The sequence below is a fragment of the Serratia sp. CY33802 genome (assembly GCF_052169095.1).
GTDB lineage: Bacteria > Pseudomonadota > Gammaproteobacteria > Enterobacterales > Enterobacteriaceae > Serratia > Serratia bockelmannii.
Genome location: NZ_JBJNLL010000002.1, coordinates 1,132,388 through 1,148,922 on the forward strand (window position 1 = coordinate 1,132,388; position 16,535 = coordinate 1,148,922).

General features: G+C 59.6%; 20 protein-coding genes and 1 riboswitch. Of the genes, 15 read left to right on the forward strand and 5 right to left on the reverse strand.

Annotation, left to right across the window (positions count from 1 at the left end; genetic code table 11):
• Nucleotides 1-53: 53 nt before the first annotated feature.
• From ybeD to lipA, 3 genes are all read left to right on the forward strand, one after another.
• Nucleotides 54-320 (forward strand): DUF493 family protein YbeD, encoded by a 267-nt coding sequence (gene ybeD, locus ACJ8HA_RS12025; protein ID WP_004940012.1) that lies wholly within the window; start codon nucleotides 54-56, stop codon nucleotides 318-320.
• 134 nt (nucleotides 321-454) lie between these two features.
• Entirely contained in the window at nucleotides 455-1,123 is a 669-nt protein-coding gene (gene lipB, locus ACJ8HA_RS12030; RefSeq protein WP_015376934.1) for a lipoyl(octanoyl) transferase LipB, read from the forward strand.
• The gene (gene lipA, locus ACJ8HA_RS12035) at nucleotides 1,116-2,081 is read left to right on the forward strand and encodes a lipoyl synthase (RefSeq protein WP_025301835.1); all 966 of its coding nucleotides are present in this window, start codon (nucleotides 1,116-1,118) and stop codon (nucleotides 2,079-2,081) included. Before lipB ends, lipA begins: the two co-directional genes overlap by 8 nt.
• Nucleotides 2,082-2,174: 93 nt before the next feature.
• On the opposite strand, the gene tatA is transcribed toward lipA, so the two are convergent.
• Nucleotides 2,175-2,390, reverse strand: coding sequence for a Sec-independent protein translocase subunit TatA (tatA, locus tag ACJ8HA_RS12040; RefSeq protein WP_025301834.1), 216 nt, complete (start codon nucleotides 2,388-2,390; stop codon nucleotides 2,175-2,177).
• 218 nt (nucleotides 2,391-2,608) lie between these two features.
• Between tatA and ACJ8HA_RS12045 the strand changes: the two genes are divergently transcribed.
• Nucleotides 2,609-3,676, forward strand: coding sequence for a diguanylate cyclase (locus tag ACJ8HA_RS12045; protein WP_127146252.1), 1,068 nt, complete (start codon nucleotides 2,609-2,611; stop codon nucleotides 3,674-3,676).
• A 1-nt stretch (nucleotide 3,677) separates the two neighbouring features.
• Here the strand turns inward: ACJ8HA_RS12045 and ACJ8HA_RS12050 are convergent, their stop codons facing one another.
• A complete protein-coding gene (locus ACJ8HA_RS12050; protein WP_025301832.1) occupies nucleotides 3,678-4,106 on the reverse strand; it encodes a GNAT family N-acetyltransferase in 429 nt (142 codons plus the stop codon).
• A gap of 82 nt (nucleotides 4,107-4,188) precedes the next feature.
• A riboswitch (Fluoride riboswitch) is annotated at nucleotides 4,189-4,251 on the forward strand.
• Nucleotides 4,252-4,330: 79 nt separating this feature from the next.
• On the opposite strand from ACJ8HA_RS12050, the gene crcB reads away from it, so the two are divergent.
• From crcB to ACJ8HA_RS12065, 3 genes are all read left to right on the forward strand, one after another.
• The gene (gene crcB / locus ACJ8HA_RS12055) at nucleotides 4,331-4,714 is read left to right on the forward strand and encodes a fluoride efflux transporter CrcB (protein ID WP_016928782.1); all 384 of its coding nucleotides are present in this window, start codon (nucleotides 4,331-4,333) and stop codon (nucleotides 4,712-4,714) included.
• Between the two features lie 288 nt (nucleotides 4,715-5,002).
• Nucleotides 5,003-5,599 (forward strand): TetR/AcrR family transcriptional regulator, encoded by a 597-nt coding sequence (locus ACJ8HA_RS12060; RefSeq protein WP_025301831.1) that lies wholly within the window; start codon nucleotides 5,003-5,005, stop codon nucleotides 5,597-5,599.
• 6 nt (nucleotides 5,600-5,605) lie between these two features.
• Nucleotides 5,606-6,796, forward strand: coding sequence for a multidrug effflux MFS transporter (locus ACJ8HA_RS12065; RefSeq protein ID WP_197812855.1), 1,191 nt, complete (start codon nucleotides 5,606-5,608; stop codon nucleotides 6,794-6,796).
• A 57-nt stretch (nucleotides 6,797-6,853) separates the two neighbouring features.
• On the opposite strand, the gene cspE is transcribed toward ACJ8HA_RS12065, so the two are convergent.
• Entirely contained in the window at nucleotides 6,854-7,063 is a 210-nt protein-coding gene (gene cspE, locus ACJ8HA_RS12070; RefSeq protein ID WP_004940030.1) for a transcription antiterminator/RNA stability regulator CspE, read from the reverse strand.
• A gap of 346 nt (nucleotides 7,064-7,409) precedes the next feature.
• Between cspE and ACJ8HA_RS12075 the strand changes: the two genes are divergently transcribed.
• From ACJ8HA_RS12075 to ACJ8HA_RS12100, 6 genes are all read left to right on the forward strand, one after another.
• Nucleotides 7,410-8,573 carry a M20 peptidase aminoacylase family protein gene (locus ACJ8HA_RS12075; protein ID WP_197812857.1) on the forward strand — a complete coding sequence of 388 codons (1,164 nt, stop codon included), beginning with the start codon at nucleotides 7,410-7,412 and terminating at the stop codon, nucleotides 8,571-8,573.
• Between the two features lie 189 nt (nucleotides 8,574-8,762).
• The gene (locus ACJ8HA_RS12080; RefSeq protein WP_164063576.1) at nucleotides 8,763-10,088 is read left to right on the forward strand and encodes an LLM class flavin-dependent oxidoreductase; all 1,326 of its coding nucleotides are present in this window, start codon (nucleotides 8,763-8,765) and stop codon (nucleotides 10,086-10,088) included.
• 26 nt (nucleotides 10,089-10,114) lie between these two features.
• Nucleotides 10,115-11,035, forward strand: a complete 921-nt coding sequence (locus ACJ8HA_RS12085) for an ABC transporter substrate-binding protein (RefSeq protein WP_141997449.1) — start codon at nucleotides 10,115-10,117, stop codon at nucleotides 11,033-11,035.
• 9 nt (nucleotides 11,036-11,044) lie between these two features.
• Nucleotides 11,045-11,572, forward strand: coding sequence for a GNAT family N-acetyltransferase (locus ACJ8HA_RS12090; RefSeq protein WP_043135734.1), 528 nt, complete (start codon nucleotides 11,045-11,047; stop codon nucleotides 11,570-11,572).
• Between the two features lie 30 nt (nucleotides 11,573-11,602).
• Nucleotides 11,603-12,490 (forward strand): amino acid ABC transporter permease, encoded by an 888-nt coding sequence (locus ACJ8HA_RS12095; RefSeq protein WP_019454099.1) that lies wholly within the window; start codon nucleotides 11,603-11,605, stop codon nucleotides 12,488-12,490.
• 9 nt (nucleotides 12,491-12,499) lie between these two features.
• Nucleotides 12,500-13,327, forward strand: coding sequence for an amino acid ABC transporter ATP-binding protein (locus tag ACJ8HA_RS12100; protein ID WP_025301825.1), 828 nt, complete (start codon nucleotides 12,500-12,502; stop codon nucleotides 13,325-13,327).
• Nucleotides 13,328-13,363: 36 nt separating this feature from the next.
• Here ACJ8HA_RS12100 and ACJ8HA_RS12105 read toward each other — a convergent pair whose 3' ends face one another.
• The gene (locus tag ACJ8HA_RS12105) at nucleotides 13,364-13,873 is read right to left on the reverse strand and encodes a VOC family protein (RefSeq protein WP_043135732.1); all 510 of its coding nucleotides are present in this window, start codon (nucleotides 13,871-13,873) and stop codon (nucleotides 13,364-13,366) included.
• A 166-nt stretch (nucleotides 13,874-14,039) separates the two neighbouring features.
• Between ACJ8HA_RS12105 and ACJ8HA_RS12110 the strand changes: the two genes are divergently transcribed.
• Together ACJ8HA_RS12110 and ACJ8HA_RS12115 are read left to right on the forward strand one after the other, a co-directional pair.
• On the forward strand, nucleotides 14,040-14,519 hold the full coding sequence (locus ACJ8HA_RS12110) for a cold-shock protein (RefSeq protein ID WP_025301823.1): 480 nt from the start codon (nucleotides 14,040-14,042) through the stop codon (nucleotides 14,517-14,519).
• 81 nt (nucleotides 14,520-14,600) lie between these two features.
• Entirely contained in the window at nucleotides 14,601-14,762 is a 162-nt protein-coding gene (locus tag ACJ8HA_RS12115) for a YnfU family zinc-binding protein (protein ID WP_015376921.1), read from the forward strand.
• A gap of 6 nt (nucleotides 14,763-14,768) precedes the next feature.
• On the opposite strand, the gene ACJ8HA_RS12120 is transcribed toward ACJ8HA_RS12115, so the two are convergent.
• The gene (locus ACJ8HA_RS12120) at nucleotides 14,769-16,217 is read right to left on the reverse strand and encodes a GGDEF domain-containing protein (protein WP_233494380.1); all 1,449 of its coding nucleotides are present in this window, start codon (nucleotides 16,215-16,217) and stop codon (nucleotides 14,769-14,771) included.
• Nucleotides 16,218-16,535 lie beyond the last annotated feature (318 nt).

Here is a 16,535-nt window from a genome sequence, read left to right on the forward strand (position 1 = left end):
CCCCGGCGGGAGTTATAATTTATAGATTAGCTAGCACTCTGGAGCGCACGCACATGCAAAAAACTAAACTGAACGAACTGCTCGAATTCCCTTGCTCGTTTACCTACAAGGTGATGGGCCTGGCGCAGCCTGAGCTGGTTGACCAGGTAGTTGAAGTGGTGCAGCGCCATGCGCCGGGCGATTACAACCCGCAGGTCAAGCCAAGCAGCAAAGGCAACTACCACTCCGTCTCCATCACCATCAATGCCACTCACATCGAGCAGGTCGAAACCCTGTACGAAGAGTTAGGCAACATTGAAATTGTTCGCATGGTGCTGTAATTCCAGCATAAACCCCTGCTTAACAACCCGGGATGGCGCAGCGTCTTCCCGGGTTGCGCATTTTTGGTCAGCGAAAGGCTGGCCGCAAGCCGGAGCGCCCGGTATAATGGCTTTACAACTTCTGTAACCTGACGATGACTCTTTTGCAACCAGACAAGATCATTTTGCGTCAGCTGGGGTTGCAGCCCTACGCGCCTGTATCCCAAGCCATGCATAACTTCACCGACAGTCGTACCGAGACTACGCCGGACGAGCTGTGGCTGGTACAGCATCACCCGGTGTTCACCCAAGGCCAGGCCGGCAAAGCCGAGCATGTGCTGATGCCCGGTGATATCCCGGTGGTCCAGAGCGATCGCGGCGGCCAGGTGACCTACCACGGCCCGGGTCAGCAGGTGATGTACGTGATGGTCGATCTGAAACGCAACAAGGTCGGCGTGCGTCAATTGGTCACGGCGATAGAAGATACGGTTATCAACACCCTCGCCCACTTTCGCCTCGCATCGCGCGCCCGTCCGGATGCGCCTGGCGTGTATGTGGGGGAGCAGAAAATCTGTTCGTTGGGTTTGCGGATCCGCAAAGGCAGCTCATTCCACGGCCTGGCCCTGAATGTGGCGATGGATCTCAGCCCCTTCCAACGCATCAACCCTTGCGGTTACGCCGGCATGCAGATGACGCAGGTCAGCGCGCTGGCGCCCGGCGTTGGCATTGAAGACATACACCCAATCCTGGTACAGGAATTTGTTCATTTACTCGGCTACCAGACGGTCGAGCTTCGTAACTGGAACCTGCACGATTATGAGTAAACCAATTCAGATGGAACGCGGCGTCAAATACCGCGATGCTGACAAAATGGCGCTGATCCCGGTCAAAACGGTGGTCACCGAACGGCAGGAGCTGTTGCGTAAACCCGAGTGGATGAAGATCAAACTGCCTGCCGACTCAACGCGCATTCAGGGCATCAAAGCCGCGATGCGTAAAAACGGCCTGCACTCCGTCTGTGAGGAAGCCTCGTGCCCTAACCTGTCCGAGTGTTTCAACCACGGTACCGCCACCTTTATGATCCTCGGCGCTATCTGCACCCGTCGCTGCCCGTTCTGCGACGTGGCCCACGGCCGCCCGATCGCGCCAGACGCTAACGAGCCGGAAAAGCTGGCGCAAACCATCGCCGACATGGCGCTGCGTTACGTGGTGATCACCTCGGTTGACCGCGACGACCTGCGCGACGGCGGTGCTCAGCACTTTGCCGACTGCATCTCGGCCATCCGCGCCAAGAGTCCGAACATCAAAATTGAAACGCTGGTGCCGGACTTCCGCGGCCGTATGGATCGCGCTCTGGAGATCCTCACCGCCACGCCGCCGGACGTGTTTAACCACAACCTGGAAAACGTGCCGCGCGTCTACCGCCAGGTGCGCCCGGGCGCCAACTATGAGTGGTCGCTGAAGCTGCTGGAGCGCTTTAAAGAAGCTCACCCGGATATCCCGACCAAATCCGGCCTGATGGTCGGCCTGGGCGAAACCAACGCGGAAATCGTTGAAGTGATGCGCGATCTGCGTCGCCACGGCGTGACCATGCTGACGCTGGGCCAGTACCTGCAGCCGAGCCGTCACCACCTGCCGGTGCAGCGCTACGTCAGCCCGGCCGAGTTTGACGAGATGAAAGAAGAAGCGATGGCGATGGGCTTCACCCACGCCGCCTGCGGCCCGTTCGTGCGTTCGTCTTACCACGCCGATCTGCAGGCCAAAGGGATGGAAGTGAAATAACGCGTAATAGTTTGTTACGCTAAAGACGGCGGAAACGCCAAAAAACGGATGTCCGCAAGGCATCCGTTTTTTATTGTGCGCAGTCAGACGGAATTAAACGTCTTTCTTTTCGACGCTCTGCTGAGCGGACTGGCTCTCGGCGGTGCTGTTGCCGGCGGCCGGCGGCGTGCTGTCGTCGCCCACCGCTTTTTTAAAGCCTTTCAGCGCCGCGCCAAGATCGGCGCCGAGCGTGCGCAGTTTGCTGGTGCCGAACAGTAAAATCACCAACACCGCAATCACCAGAAGTTTGGTAATGCTGATACCTTCCATACTCACCTTCTTATCATAGAGCGCTGTGTGAACAGCGAGAAAAACTGACCTTGCCTGCGAATATTTAGCGACTTTCCTTCGGCTCACACAACCGCAACATGTAACAGAGTGAGATCCGTTGCAGGAATGTCACGTAACCTCGCGGCGTGAATCCCAGACTATTCTTAGTTTATCACCCGCATGATACGCTGCCGTGATACTCATCAGGGAGATGCCGGATGTATATTGCCCCATCCATTTTCGATGCCCGAAAATCCGGCCTCAGCTTCGCCAAACGCACCTATCTGCCCCGCGTCGCCGGTCTGGGGCTCGGGTTTATCTGCGTTTGCGCCGCGCTCTATCCCTTGGCTCCGCCCGCGGCGGTCTGGCTATTGCTGGCCTTTCACGGCTTTCTCTGGCCGCATCTGGCCTATCGCCTGGCCTACCGCGCCAAAGATCCGTTCAAAGCCGAGATCCGCAACCTCTTGATCGACTCCGCCTTCGGCGGCTTCTGGGCAGCGATGATGGCATTCAATGCCCTGCCGGCGATCGTCATCCTGTCGATGATGAGCATGAACAACATCGCTTCGGCCGGCAAAGCGCTGTTTGTCAAAGGATTGGCGATTCAATTGGCCACGGCGATGCTCACCGGCACGCTGCTCGGCTTCCCGTTTCATCCATACAGCACGCCGCTGCAAGTCTATCTGTGCCTGCCGATGACCTACCTTTATCCGACGTTGCTGGGGCTGGTGACCTACCGCACCGCCAAACGGCTGGCGGAAAAAAAACAGGAGCTGCAACGCATCAGCACCCGCGATGGGCTGACCGGCTTATATAACCGTCGCCACTGGGAACATCTTCTGCATCGCCAGTTCGACAGCTGTCGTCGCTACCAGGACAACGCCACGCTGATCCTGATGGACATCGACCGCTTCAAAACCATCAACGACACCTTCGGCCATGCGCTGGGGGATGAAGCCCTGGCGGTATTGGCGGAAGAGCTGCTGATCGGTTTGCGCAACGTGGATATCGTCGGGCGCTACGGCGGCGACGAGTTTGGCGCGGTGCTGCCGAACACTAACGCCGAACAGGCGGAAATCGTCCTGCACCGCATCCAGCAGCGGCTGGACGCGGTCAGTTTCAAGGAGGCGCCGCAGCTGCGGCTGCAGATCAGCGCAGGCATCGCTAACTACCACCCCGCGCTGAGCGGCTATCTTGACTGGCTGAAAGCGGCCGACGGTGCGCTCTATCGGGCGAAGCATAATGGCCGCAACCGGCTGGAAACGGCAGTGCCGCCAGGAGAGTAACTTACTGACTTAATAACTTGGCAAAATACTTCGGCGCTTCGACAAAGCCTTCGCGCCGGTAAAACGCATGCGCCCGCTCGCGGCGACTGTGGCAATGGACCTCTAACCGATCGCAGCCGCGACGGTGCGCCAGCGCCTCGCCCTCTGCCAGCAACCGCCGGCCTACGCCCGCGCCGCGCGCTCGGTCATCGACGCAAAAATAGCTGATGCGGCCAATGTCGCCGGCCAACGCCAGCTGCGGCAGGAAATGCAGCGACAACACGCCCAACACCTGCTCCCCGTCCGTCGCCACCAGCAGCGCCTCATCCGGATGCGCCAACAGTTGCTGCATGCGCTGCGTCAGAAACGCCTCGGTGCCGGGATAATCCAACGCCGTCATTAATTCGGCGATAGCATGGCGATCGCTCAGGCGCGCCGTTCTGATTTGCATAGGGTGACCTCGCAGAGTGTCGATACTACAAAATAGATGGCGTTAGGTGTAACATCCACCGGGTACGGCAAAAAAGGCCGTGCGGCACGCTGGAGATGACATTCCTCCCTAACCGCCTTCACAGGCTGATGATGTCTACGTAACCTCTCGGAGAGAGGCGCGTAGCGTTACGCCTGTCCCTTTCCGAGTCCCGTGAATTTCTCTGATTGAAAGGTAGTTGCCCCATGTTGAGTTCTTTACTGGCCGTATTTATCGGCGGCGGCGTCGGCAGCGTTTTGCGCTGGGCGGTAAGCATGAAAATGAATCCGCTGAATGCCCACATTCCGCTCGGTACGCTGATGGTCAATCTGATCGGTGGTTTTATCATCGGTCTGGCGATGGCGATTTTCACCCGCATGACGCATCTGGATCCCACCTGGAAATTACTGATTACCACCGGATTCTGCGGCGGCCTGACTACCTTCTCCACCTTTTCGCTGGAGGTGGTATACCTGATGCAAGATGGCCGCTTCGGCTGGGCGCTGGCCAACATGCTGCTCAACCTGGCCGGCTCGCTGGCGATGACGCTGCTGGCCTTTATGCTGGTGATGTGGCTCAACGGGCGCTAAGCCCTTAATGTTTCCTTAATCTTGCATGCGCATAATCTCATCCAGTACTCCTGACTGGATGAGAAACCGCTATGTTTAGCCTGCCGAAAACCGCCGCCGAAGCGATTGCCATTGCGCTGTGCGTCCTGATCGTCGCCGCCTTTATCAAATCCTACCTGTTCGCTTAAGCGCCCTTACCCGCAGCACGCGTTCATCTTGCGTCTTTCCGGCCGTTTACACTACAATTGAGAATGAACGTTCACACCCAAAAATGTGAACCCGGCTCACGCGTAGCAAAGGATCGGGCAGATGCTCTCCCCCAACGACAGTAAACAGGCCAAGGTGCAGGCGCGCCGCGATCAGATCGTCGAAGCGGCGAAAATCAGTTTCCGCCGCCACGGCTTCCACGCCGCCAGCATGGCGGAGATCGCCCAAGGCTCGCAGCTCAGCGTCGGTCAAATCTATCGTTATTTCGCCAATAAAGACGCGATTATCGAAGAGATCGTCAACCGCATCATCACTAACAAGATGCAGCGGCTGGAAAACCTTGGCGATCACATCAACCTGATCGCCGGTACGTTGGCGGCGCGCACGCTGTTTCAGCAGCCGGGCGAGAGCGAAACCGATCACATGCTGATGCTGGAAGTGACCGCCGAGGCCACGCGCAACCCGGTGGTGGCCAAACTGCTCAGCGATGCGGAAGCGCGGCTGTTTCGCCACGTGTGCCACAATCTGCAGCGGCTGTATCCCCATTTCAGCGCGGAAGAGATCGCCGCGCGGGTGGAATTTATCGCCGTCATGAGCGAAGGCACCGGTTACCGTATCCTTACCACGCAAAAAGCCGATGCGTCCCTGCTGCGCGATCTGTATCAGCAGGCCATTTCTCACCTGTTCAGGAAACTCTAATCTCCCATGACCAAACACTTAACCAGACAGCGTCTGGTGTACGCCGTCGTGCTTGGCCTGCTGGCCGCGCTGGGGCCGCTGTGCACCGATCTCTACCTGCCCGCCCTGCCGGAAATGGCGGGTGAGCTGAATACCTCCACCGCCGCCGCGCAGCTCAGCCTGACCACCGGGCTGCTCGGTCTGGGCGTCGGCCAGCTGATTTTCGGCCCTTACAGCGACAAATTGGGCCGTATGCGCCCGCTGCTGCTGTCGCTGATCCTGCTGCTGGGCGCTTCGCTGTGGTGTGCGCTGGCGCCCACCATCGACCAACTGCTGATCGCCCGCCTGCTGCAAGGCATCGCCGGTGCCGGCGGCGCGGTGATTTCCCGCGCCATTGCTCGCGATCTGTACGCCGGCCATGAGCTGACCCGTTTCTTCGCCTTGCTGATGCTGGTTAACGGCCTGGCGCCGATCGTCGCACCGGTGCTGGGCGGCGTGATGCTGCAGGTAATGAATTGGCGCGGTATCTTCGGCGTGCTGGCGGCCATCGCCGTGCTGCTGTTCAGCCTGTCGGCGCTGAAGCTGCGCGAATCCCTGCCGGTCGAGCGCCGCAGCCAGGGCGGTATCCTGGCGATGCTGATGTCGCTCGGCGGGTTGCTGACCCAGCGCTATTTCATGGGCCTGTGCCTGACACAGGGCTTCGTGATGGCCGGCATGTTCGCCTATATCGGCGCCTCGCCTTTCGTCTTGCAGCAGATCTACGGCCTCAGCCCGCAGATGTTCAGCCTATGCTTCGCCATTAACGGCGTCGGCTTGATCATTGCGGCACAGCTGGCCAGCCGTCTCAGTTCGCGTTGGGGGGAACGCCGGGTATTGAGGGGCGGGTTAACGCTGGCGGCCGTCGCGTCGCTGTTGCTGCTGTTGGCCGCCGCGCTGCATGCGCCGCTGGTCGTGTTGCTGGTGCCGCTGTTCTTCTCGGTAGCGGTGATCGGCATCGTCGGCCCGACCGCCTCTTCGCTGGCGATGCAAAGCCAGGGAGACAAAGCGGGCAGCGCCTCGGCCTTGATCGGCGTGTGCATGTTCGCCCTCGGCGCCTGCGCCGTGCCGCTCACCGGGCTGGGCGGCACCTCGGGCCTGTCGATGGCGCTGACCATCGTCGGCTGTTACGCCATCGCCATCCTGCTGTTCGGCCTGTTGGCCCGCCGCAACGACGCATAACGCGCCCAATAAAAAACCCGCTCAATGAGCGGGTTTTAAGAAATTCAGCTACGCAGCTTAGATAGCAGTAACGTTAGCGGCAGATGGGCCCTTGGCACCGTTCGTGATTTCAAATTCTACACGCTGGCCTTCAGCAAGCGTTTTGAAACCGTTGCTAACGATGGCAGAGAAGTGGACGAAAACGTCCTTGCTACCATCTTCCGGAGTAATGAAACCGAAGCCTTTGGATTCATTAAACCACTTAACGCTACCTTTAATCTTAGACATCAAACTTACCTTTAACGTGAATGAAAGACACAAAACCTGTGTCGATTACAGTACAGCAAGCAGGCAGGATTTTGTCCACCACCGCGATCACAGAAATCCGATAAAGAGTGAAAAAATCCGTGTTGTCCGGTGTAAATGGATTGCACCGGTTGCGATACGTTACCGTTCCAGGCCAAACCTCTCCCTGCGCCGGCGAACAACGAGCGAACGCCCAAACTCGCCCGCTTCCCCCTGTGTTGACGCCCCCATGCAGACGCAATCGCTATGAAATATAACCAGATGGTCTTTTTGCTTCGGCGGTCCCTGCACTAGGGTTAGGGTTTATTTCCCACTGTGAGCCAAGCCTATGACCAGCCAATTGGCAGACAAAATCATCGCCTATCGGCGTGAGCTGCACCAAAACCCGGAACTTTCCAATCACGAATTCGCCACCACCGCCCGGCTGACCCGCTGGCTGGAAGAGGCAGGCATCCGTCTGCTGCCGCTGGCGCTGAAAACCGGCGTCGTGGCGGAGATCGGCAGCGGCAAGGGGCCGATTATCGCGCTGCGCGGCGACATTGATGCCCTGCCGATCGACGAAATCGCCGACGTGCCCTTCAGCTCGCAAAACAGCGGCGTAATGCACGCCTGCGGCCACGACTTTCACACCTCGGTGATGCTCGGCGCCGCGCACCTGCTCAAAGCGCGTGAGGCCGAGCTGCCCGGCACGGTGCGCATCTTCTTCCAGCCGGCGGAAGAGACCTTCAACGGCGCCCGGCACCTGATCGACGCCGGCGCGCTGGATAACGTTGCGGCGGTATTTGGCCTGCATAACGCGCCGGAGCTGCCCACCGGCACCTTCGCCACCCGCGCCGGGTCGTTCTACGCCAACGTCGATCGTTTCCAGATCCTCATCACCGGCAAAGGCGCCCACGCCGCCAAACCGGAACAGGGCGTCGATACCATCGTCACCGCCAGCCAGATCGTCGGCGCGCTGCAGACGCTGCCCAGCCGCAGCTTCAGCTCGCTGGAATCGCTGGTGGTGAGCGTGACGCGCATCGAAGGCGGCAATACCTGGAACGTGCTGCCGCAAACCGTGGAGCTGGAAGGCACGGTGCGCACCCACAGCGACGCGGTGCGCCGCCAGGTGCCTGATAAAATTCGCCAGGTGATCGACGGCGTTGCCGCCGCGCTCGGCGCGCAGGCCGAACTCCACTGGCAGCCGGGGCCGCCGGCGGTGATCAACGACGCCCATTGGGCGGCGTTCAGCAAAACCGTCGCCGCCGAGGCCGGCTACCGGGTCGAAGAGGCGGAGCTGCAAATGGGGGGTGAAGATTTCGCGCTGTATCTGCATCACGTGCCGGGCGTCTTCGTCAGTATCGGCTCCGCCAGCGAGTTCGGCCTGCATCATCCGCGTTTCAATCCCGATGAACGCGCCCTGTTCCCCGCGGCACAATATTTTACGCTGCTGGCGGAACGCACGCTGCAACAGCTCACTACCGCGCCAGAAAAAGCCCTCAGCAACGCCTGAATAACGTGAAATAGTATTTCCCCGACGCCGCAGATACCGCGCCGGGGATTATTATTTTCGCTCGCCGTGATATTTGCAGTTTTCAACATTTGAATATGCTGTTTTGTTGTTTTACATCCCGTTGCCGCTCATCAATAGTGGACACATCAGACACCGCGCGCCTTTGCGGCGCATGACAGGATAATCACGATGAGCGACAACGCGAATAATCAACGGCAATTACGGCTGGGCGCCATTCTGCACGGCGCATCGGGAAATATGTCCGCCTGGCGCCACCCGGATGCCACCGCCGACGCCAGCATCAACCTCGAATTTAATATCGCCTCGGCGAAAAAAGCCGAACAGGGGAAATTCGATTTCGTGTTTGTCGCCGATGGGTTATATATCAACGAAAAATCCATTCCGCATTTTCTTAATCGTTTCGAACCGCTCACCCTGCTGGCCGCGCTCGCCGCCGCCACCGATAAAATCGGCCTGGTAGGCACCCTTTCCACCTCTTACAGCGATCCGTTCACCGTCGCCCGCCAGTTCGCCAGCCTCGACCACCTGAGCAACGGCCGCGCCGGCTGGAACGTGGTGACGTCGCCGCTGGAAGGCTCGGCCAAAAACTTCTCGCGCGCCGAACACCCGGAACACAGCCTGCGTTACCGTATCGCCGGCGAATTTCTCGACGTCGCCAAAGGGCTGTGGGATTCCTGGGAAGACGATGCCTTTGTGCGCAACAAGGCTAGCGGCGAATTCTTCCGCACCGGCAAGCTACACACCCTCAATCACCAGGGAGAGTTCTTCTCGGTGCAGGGGCCGCTGAACATTGGCCGCACGCCGCAGGGGCGCCCGATCCTGTTCCAGGCCGGCGCCTCCGAAGACGGCAAACGGCTGGCGGCTCAACACGCCGATGCGATCTTCACCCATCACGACACGCTGGAACAAGCGCAGGATTTTTATCAGGACGTGAAGCGGCAGCTGGTGGAACAGGGGCGCGAGCCGGACGACCTGCGCATCTTCCAGGGCGTCAGCGTGATCGTCGGCGACGACGACGCGGACGTCGAGCGCCAGTACCAGGAGACCGCCCGCCTGGTCAGCATTGAGAACGCCCTCAACTATCTTGGCCGCTACTTCGAGCATTACGACTTTTCCCGCCATCCGCTGGACGCCCCCTTCCCGGACATCGGCGATCTGGGGCAAAACAGCTTCCGCAGCACTACCGACGCCATCAAGCTCAGCGCCCGCGAACGTAACCTCACGCTGCGCCAGGTGGCGCTGGAAGCCGCCTCGCCGCGCCCGGTGTTCAGCGGCACGCCGGAAGCGGTGGCGGACGGTCTGCAACGCTGGTTCGACGGTGAAGCCGCCGACGGTTTCATCATCAGCGGCGGTACGCCCAGCGCCTTCGGCCACTTCGTCGATCGGGTGGTACCCATCCTGCAACAGCGTGGCCTGTTCCGTCAGGCGTACCATGGCGATACGCTGCGCGAGCACCTGGGCCTGAAGCGCCCGTTGAACAGATTCACCCAATAATAAGATCGTTTTCAGGGATATCCGCTATGCAGAAAACCGTTACCGCCGCCCTCGTGGCGGCCTTGCTGAGCCTGACCGGTGCCGCGCAGGCGGGCACCGGCATCGATTTACAGGCCAATGAAACCCCGATCCACGCGCCGAAAAACCCGCAGGCGATCGCCAAACTGCCGGCCGATTTCCACTTCGTGAAGCCGGGCCAATTCACCGTTGCAATCGCCGCGCTCAACACGCCGCCGCTGGCGCTGTTCGCCGCCGATAACCGGCGGCTGATCGGCAGCGAAGTGGATATCGCGCAGCTGGTGGCCGACAGCCTGGGGCTTGAATTAAACGTGGTGCAAACCTCGTGGGAAGACTGGCCGCTGGGGGTGGTTTCCGGCAAATATGACGCAGCCATCACCAACGTCACCGTCACCAAAGAGCGCAAAACCCGCTTCGACTTTGCCACCTACCGCATCGATTCGCTCGGCTTTTACGTCAAAACCGGCGGCAAGATCGCGACGATCAAACAGCCTGCCGATATCGCCGGATTAAAGATCATCGTTGGCTCCGGCACCAATCAGGAAGCAATTTTGCTGGCGTGGGACAAACAGAACCGGCAGCAGGGGCTCAAACCCTTCCAGCCGATCTACGTGACCGACGATGCGGCCGCCACGCTGGCGATCCAGTCCGGCCGCGCCGACGCCTACTTCGGGCCGAACGTGCTGGGCGCCTATAAAGCGGCGCTGAACGGCCGCACCCGGCTGGCGGGCACGGTGGAAGGCGGTTGGCCCAAGGCGGCACACATCGCCGTCACCACCCGTAAAGGCAACGGCCTGGTGCAGGCGGTGAACGAAGCGCTGAACGGCACGATCCGCGGCGGGCAGTACGATCGGGTGCTCAACCGCTGGGGCGAGAGCGTCGAACGCCTTGCGCAGTCGGAAATCAACCCGCCCGGCCTGGGCGATTAGGAGCGCGCGATGACGCAAGACACTTTCATTCAGACGCTGCCGACCGACCCGCTGATCGCCCCGGTGATCGAGGGGCTGTTCGGCGAATATCGCCAGCGTTACGGCGACTATTTTGGTGACCAGGAACCGGAAGCGCTGGATCTGTACGCGCCGCCGCAAGGGGCCTTCATCGTGCTGCTGCGCGCCGGTGCGCCGATCGCCATGGGCGCCTTCAAACGCTATGACGCACAGACCGCCGAGCTGAAGCGCATCTGGACGCGAGGCGATCTGCGCCGCCAGGGCCTGGCGCAGCGAGTGTTGCAGCAGTTGGAAACGCTGGCGCTGGCGCAGGGATATCGCCGGCTCTATCTGACCACCGGCTTTCGCCAGCCCGAAGCGGTGGGCCTGTATCTGAACAACGGGTATCAGCCGCAGTTCGATCCCACCGTCGACAGCGAGGTTTACAGCCGGCCGCCCTACGATGGCCGCCTGCCGTTCCGCAAAAGCCTGATTGCAGAGGACGCGTGTTGTTGCGCGTCGGAAAGGAAAATCGCCTAAGACCCCTTTATCTGTATCGGGAGACATGACATGTCCAAACAAGAAGTCTTGAAAGTGGTGCCCGCCCGCTATCCGCTGCGGCTGATCGGCGCGCTGTTTTCGCTGTTTATTCTGGCCGCCATCGTGCAATCGGTGGCGGGTAACGCGCGCTGGGAATGGGGCGTGTTCGCCGAGTGGTTCTTCGCGCCGGCGGTACTGGCGGGGCTGGGGCAAACCCTGCTGCTGACGCTGCTCGGTACGCTGTTCAGCATCCTGTTCGGCACCCTGTTGGCGCTGGCGCGCCTGTCGCGCTCCTACCTGCTGGCGTCGCTGGCCTGGGGCTATATCTGGCTGTTTCGCTCTCTGCCGCTGATCCTGGTGCTGATCATTCTGTACAACTTCTCCTATCTGTATGACGCCATCTCGCTGGGCATTCCCTTCACCTCCGTGGTGTTCGCCAGCTTTCCCACCATCGACATTCTCGGCCAGTTCGCCGTGGCGGTGCTGGGCCTGACGCTGGTGCAGTCCGCCTACACCGCCGAGATCATCCGCGGCGGCATCCTGGGCGTGGATTACGGCCAGCACGAGGCGGCGGCGGCGCTAGGCCTGCCGGGCTATCGTCGCACCTTCCGTATCATTCTGCCGCAGGCACTGCGCTCCATTATTCCGACCGGCTTCAACGAGATCATCAGCCTGGCGAAAGGCACCTCTATCGTTTACGTGCTGGCGCTGCCGGAGCTGTTTTACACCATTCAGGTTATCTATAACCGCACCCAGCAGGTGATACCGCTGCTGATGGTCGCCACCGTCTGGTACCTGTTCATCACCACCGCGCTGTCGGTGATCCAATACTATATCGAGCGCTATTTCGCCCGGGGCGCGGTGCGCGAATTGCCGCCGACGCCCTGGCAGAAACTGGCCGGCTGGCTAAAACGTTAGGAGACCCACATGTCTGAAGCCATTGATTATTACGCCTTGCCCGAGCAGCCGGTACGCAATCTCACCCCGGTGCCGGCACGCGGCCTGATCGAAATCAGCAACGTCAGCAAGTTCTTCGGCAAACACAAGGCGCTGGACGACGTCAGCCTGACGCTGCAGCCGGGCACCGTGACCGTGATCCTCGGCCCTTCCGGCTCCGGCAAATCGACGCTGCTGCGGGCGATCAACCACCTGGAGCGCGTCGACGAGGGCTTTATCCGCATCGACGGCGACTACGTCGGCTACCGCCGCAAGGGCAACCGGCTGTACGAGCTGAAGGAAAAGGCCATCCTCCGGCAGCGCATCAACGTCGGCTATGTGTTCCAAAATTTCAACCTGTTCCCGCACCTGACGGTGCTGGAAAACATCATCGAAGCGCCGGTGGTGCACAAAATTCACTCCCGCGAGCGGGCGAAGGCGGTCGCCTATGAGCTGCTGGATACCGTCGGGCTGCGCCACAAGGCGGATGCCTACCCGCGCCACCTCTCCGGCGGCCAACAACAACGCATCGCCATCGCGCGCGCGCTGGCGCTGAACCCGAAGGTGATCCTGTTCGATGAACCGACCTCCGCGCTCGATCCCGAGCTGGTCGGCGAAGTGCTGGACGTGATTAAAGGGTTGGCGGATCTGGGTGTCACGCTGGTGGTGGTCACGCATGAAATCGGCTTTGCGCGCGAAGCGGCGGATCGGGTGGTGTTTATGGTCGACGGGCAGATCGTCGAACAGGGCGACGCCAGGCAGGTGCTGTCCCAACCGCAGCATCCGCGCACCGTTAACTTCCTCAACAAAGTGCTGTGATCGTCGGGGCGCCGCGGCGCCCCGCACCTGAGCCGCTTATAGGCCGGCGAAACGCCGCTTCTCGGCGGCGAAATCCAGCGGGCGGATCCCCTGCTGGTTTTTATCCTCGTCGGTCAGCAACGCCGGCGGAATAAACCAGGTCACCTCGAACAGCAGCCCGTCCGGATCGTGACCATAAATGCTTTTGTGCACGCCATGATCCTCTTCCAGCCCGAGAATACCGCGTTCGGCCAACTGGTGACGAATGCGCTCCAGCTCTTCCAGACTGTCCACTTCCCAGGCCAGATGGTACAGCCCGGCCGGTGGCTCATGCTCCGCCGGCGGCTCGTTGTTGGCGCGAAACACCCCGGCGCGCTGCTGGCCCAGATTCTTGCTGAACAGCGCCAAATCGTGATCGTTTTCCGAATCGGCGGCCTGGGTAAATACCGCGCGATCGGGGCTGTCGGACGGCTTCAGCTTGAAGCCCAAGACCTGATGATAAAAGTCGGCGCTCTGCCGCACATCGCTGACATACAGCACGGCGTGATTGAGACGTTTGATGCCCATCGATATTCCTTTTTCGCATTGAATGAAGTCAGCATGAACATAGCATGTGGCCAGGAAGCCGCTAAATGCCGTTATCGCATGACTAAATGCCGCCCGCGCAATCTGTCGCTGCAAGGCATTCCGCGCTATCATAAGCGCTGTATTGAACCCTTTTGTGAGAATAGCGATGAACGGCAAGATAACGACTTTTTTTGAAGACAAAGGCTTCGGCTTTATTACCGACGAGAACGGAGAAAATCGTTATTTTCACGTGATTAAAGTGCAGAACCCGGAGCTGATTAAGAAAAACGCGGCGGTCACCTTCGAGCCAACCAACAACACCAAAGGCCCGTCGGCTTATGCGGTAAAAGTGTTGGCGCCCAGCAAATACATCATCATCGCCAATGAAAGAATCAAGATCACCAGCATCAAGTCTTTTAATACCTTCACCAAGGAAGTGCCGGTCAAAGCCGACGTGGATAAAGAGAACACCGTGCTGTCGGTCGGCCTGCTGATGAACCGCATTCGCCCACAGTCCGAAGATCAGGCGCAGACCATGCAAACGCTGCGCATGCTGACCATTACCACCTTCCAGAACACCACCCATACCTTCTCCGAGCACGAGATCGATATGGATGAAACCATCAAGGCGCTGAAAAGCCTGTAAGTATCTGCGTACGGAAAATAACCAACGAAATTTGTCGTTGCCTGTGTTAGCGTGAGTTTTCACCTTACACAGGCCATTGATATGTCCGATTCCAGCAGCGTCAAAGGTTTTATCAACCGCTCCACCCAAATCGTCTGCCCTAAATGCGGCTATGTTACCCGGCAAAAATGCGCAGCAATGCTGCAAGATGTGATACTGATTTGCCCTAATTGCGAAACCCGCTTCGAGCCCAGGCAAGGCTGAAAACGGTTAACGGAACAGGATATGCTCGACGCTGTTGCCGTTGATCACGTTGAACGACTCCACCCGATTACGCCCCTGCGATTTGGCGCGATACAGCGCGATATCCGCCATATTCATCAGCTGTTCCAACGATTTCACCTCATTCATCGCCAGGCTGGCGACGCCGACGCTGATGGTGATTTTCAACGTCTGCTTGCCTTCCGCCTGCAGCTCCGTCTGCTCCACCAGCCGGCGCAAATGTTCCCCCAGCGCCACGCCCTGCGCCGCCAGCGCGCGCGGCAGCATGATAGCAAACTCTTCCCCTCCCAAGCGGCCGAACAGCTGATCGTGACGCAGCTCGCGCCGCACGATGTGCGCGAACGACGCCAAAACCTGATCGCCGGCGCTGTGGCCGTGCGTATCGTTGATCTGCTTGAAATGATCGATGTCGATCAGCAGCAGCGACACCGCCTCTTTGGAACGGTGTTTATGCTCCAGCAACTCGCCCGCTTTGCGGGTCATCGCGCTGCGCGCCAGCACCCCGGTCAGAAAATCGTGGTTGGCACTGTGCTCCAAACGCCGCATCAGCTTGCGGTTGGCGGCGATGGAGCTGGCGAGGATCAGCGGCCCCATCACCAGCATGGCGATGCCCAATCGGGCGGACATCAGGGTATCGAGGAAGGCGTTGTGGTTGTTCGGCGTTTCATAAAGCACCAGGTTGGCAGAAATGCTGCTGATCTCGGTCATGCCGGTCAACAACGTCAGCAACGTCACGGGGAACAGCGGGTAGCGTACCGCGCACCACAGCAGCGCCGGGATCGGGAAGGCGATGGCGCCCGGCCCGCCGATATAGACGCTAAACGCCAGCGACAGCAGCAACGCCAGCAACGGCAGGCAGCCTTTCAGGCGCCAACGTACCTGCATGCGCAGCAGTTGCTTCAGCCGCGGCGCCGCCATCAGCACCGGCAACAGCAGCAAGGTCGTCGAGAATTGCTCACTGAACCAAGCCAGCCAGGCGATCACCACCGTGTTGTTATAGAGGCTATCATTACGCAGCACCGACAGCGTCGACGCCACCGCCGCGCCGGCCAAACTGGCGCTGAACATATAGAGTATCGCCTGGGGCTTGCCCATGCGCCGTTGAGATTGTGGCAGCATCAGCATGATGCCGTAACCGACGGCGATCAGCGACATGTTGCAGGCGTTCAGCCACAGCGCCAGAGACCAGCCTTCGCCGGTGCTGAGATCGGCGGCGACCATGCCCAGATAGGTGGTAAGCCAGCCGAGCGGCGTGCCGTAAACGGGTTTGCGCAGCAGCAGACCGAGCAGAATCGCATTCACCGGCCAAAATAAGGAAAGCGAGCCAATCGGCCGGCTAAGAATACCCACCAGGGAAAGTAAAAAGGCCAGCATGAAAAGATTGATCAGCTGAACCGTTAGCGGCAGGCCATGCCTGGCGTTTATTCTGGCGTTCATCGCCTTGCCCATATTTTGCTAATAACCAGAATAATAATGTGCATACTCTCTCGCCCGGCCAGTGAGGGATAGTCAACCCGGATTTCAACCAAAAAAGCCAGACAAATCAATAATAAAAAACGTTAACATTTAATTAACAGACTTTTCTTAGCCCCGTTCGGCTGCGGCGGGCACACCCGCGTAGCGTCAGCAAATAATGGCTACTCTGCTGTCAGCATAGCGCATAGCGTAATAGGTCGCCGACGGCGTCAATTACATTAATAAGCTTGTGGTTATTGGTCGTTGAATGATGTTTGAATAACTGCGCGATTATTTTCC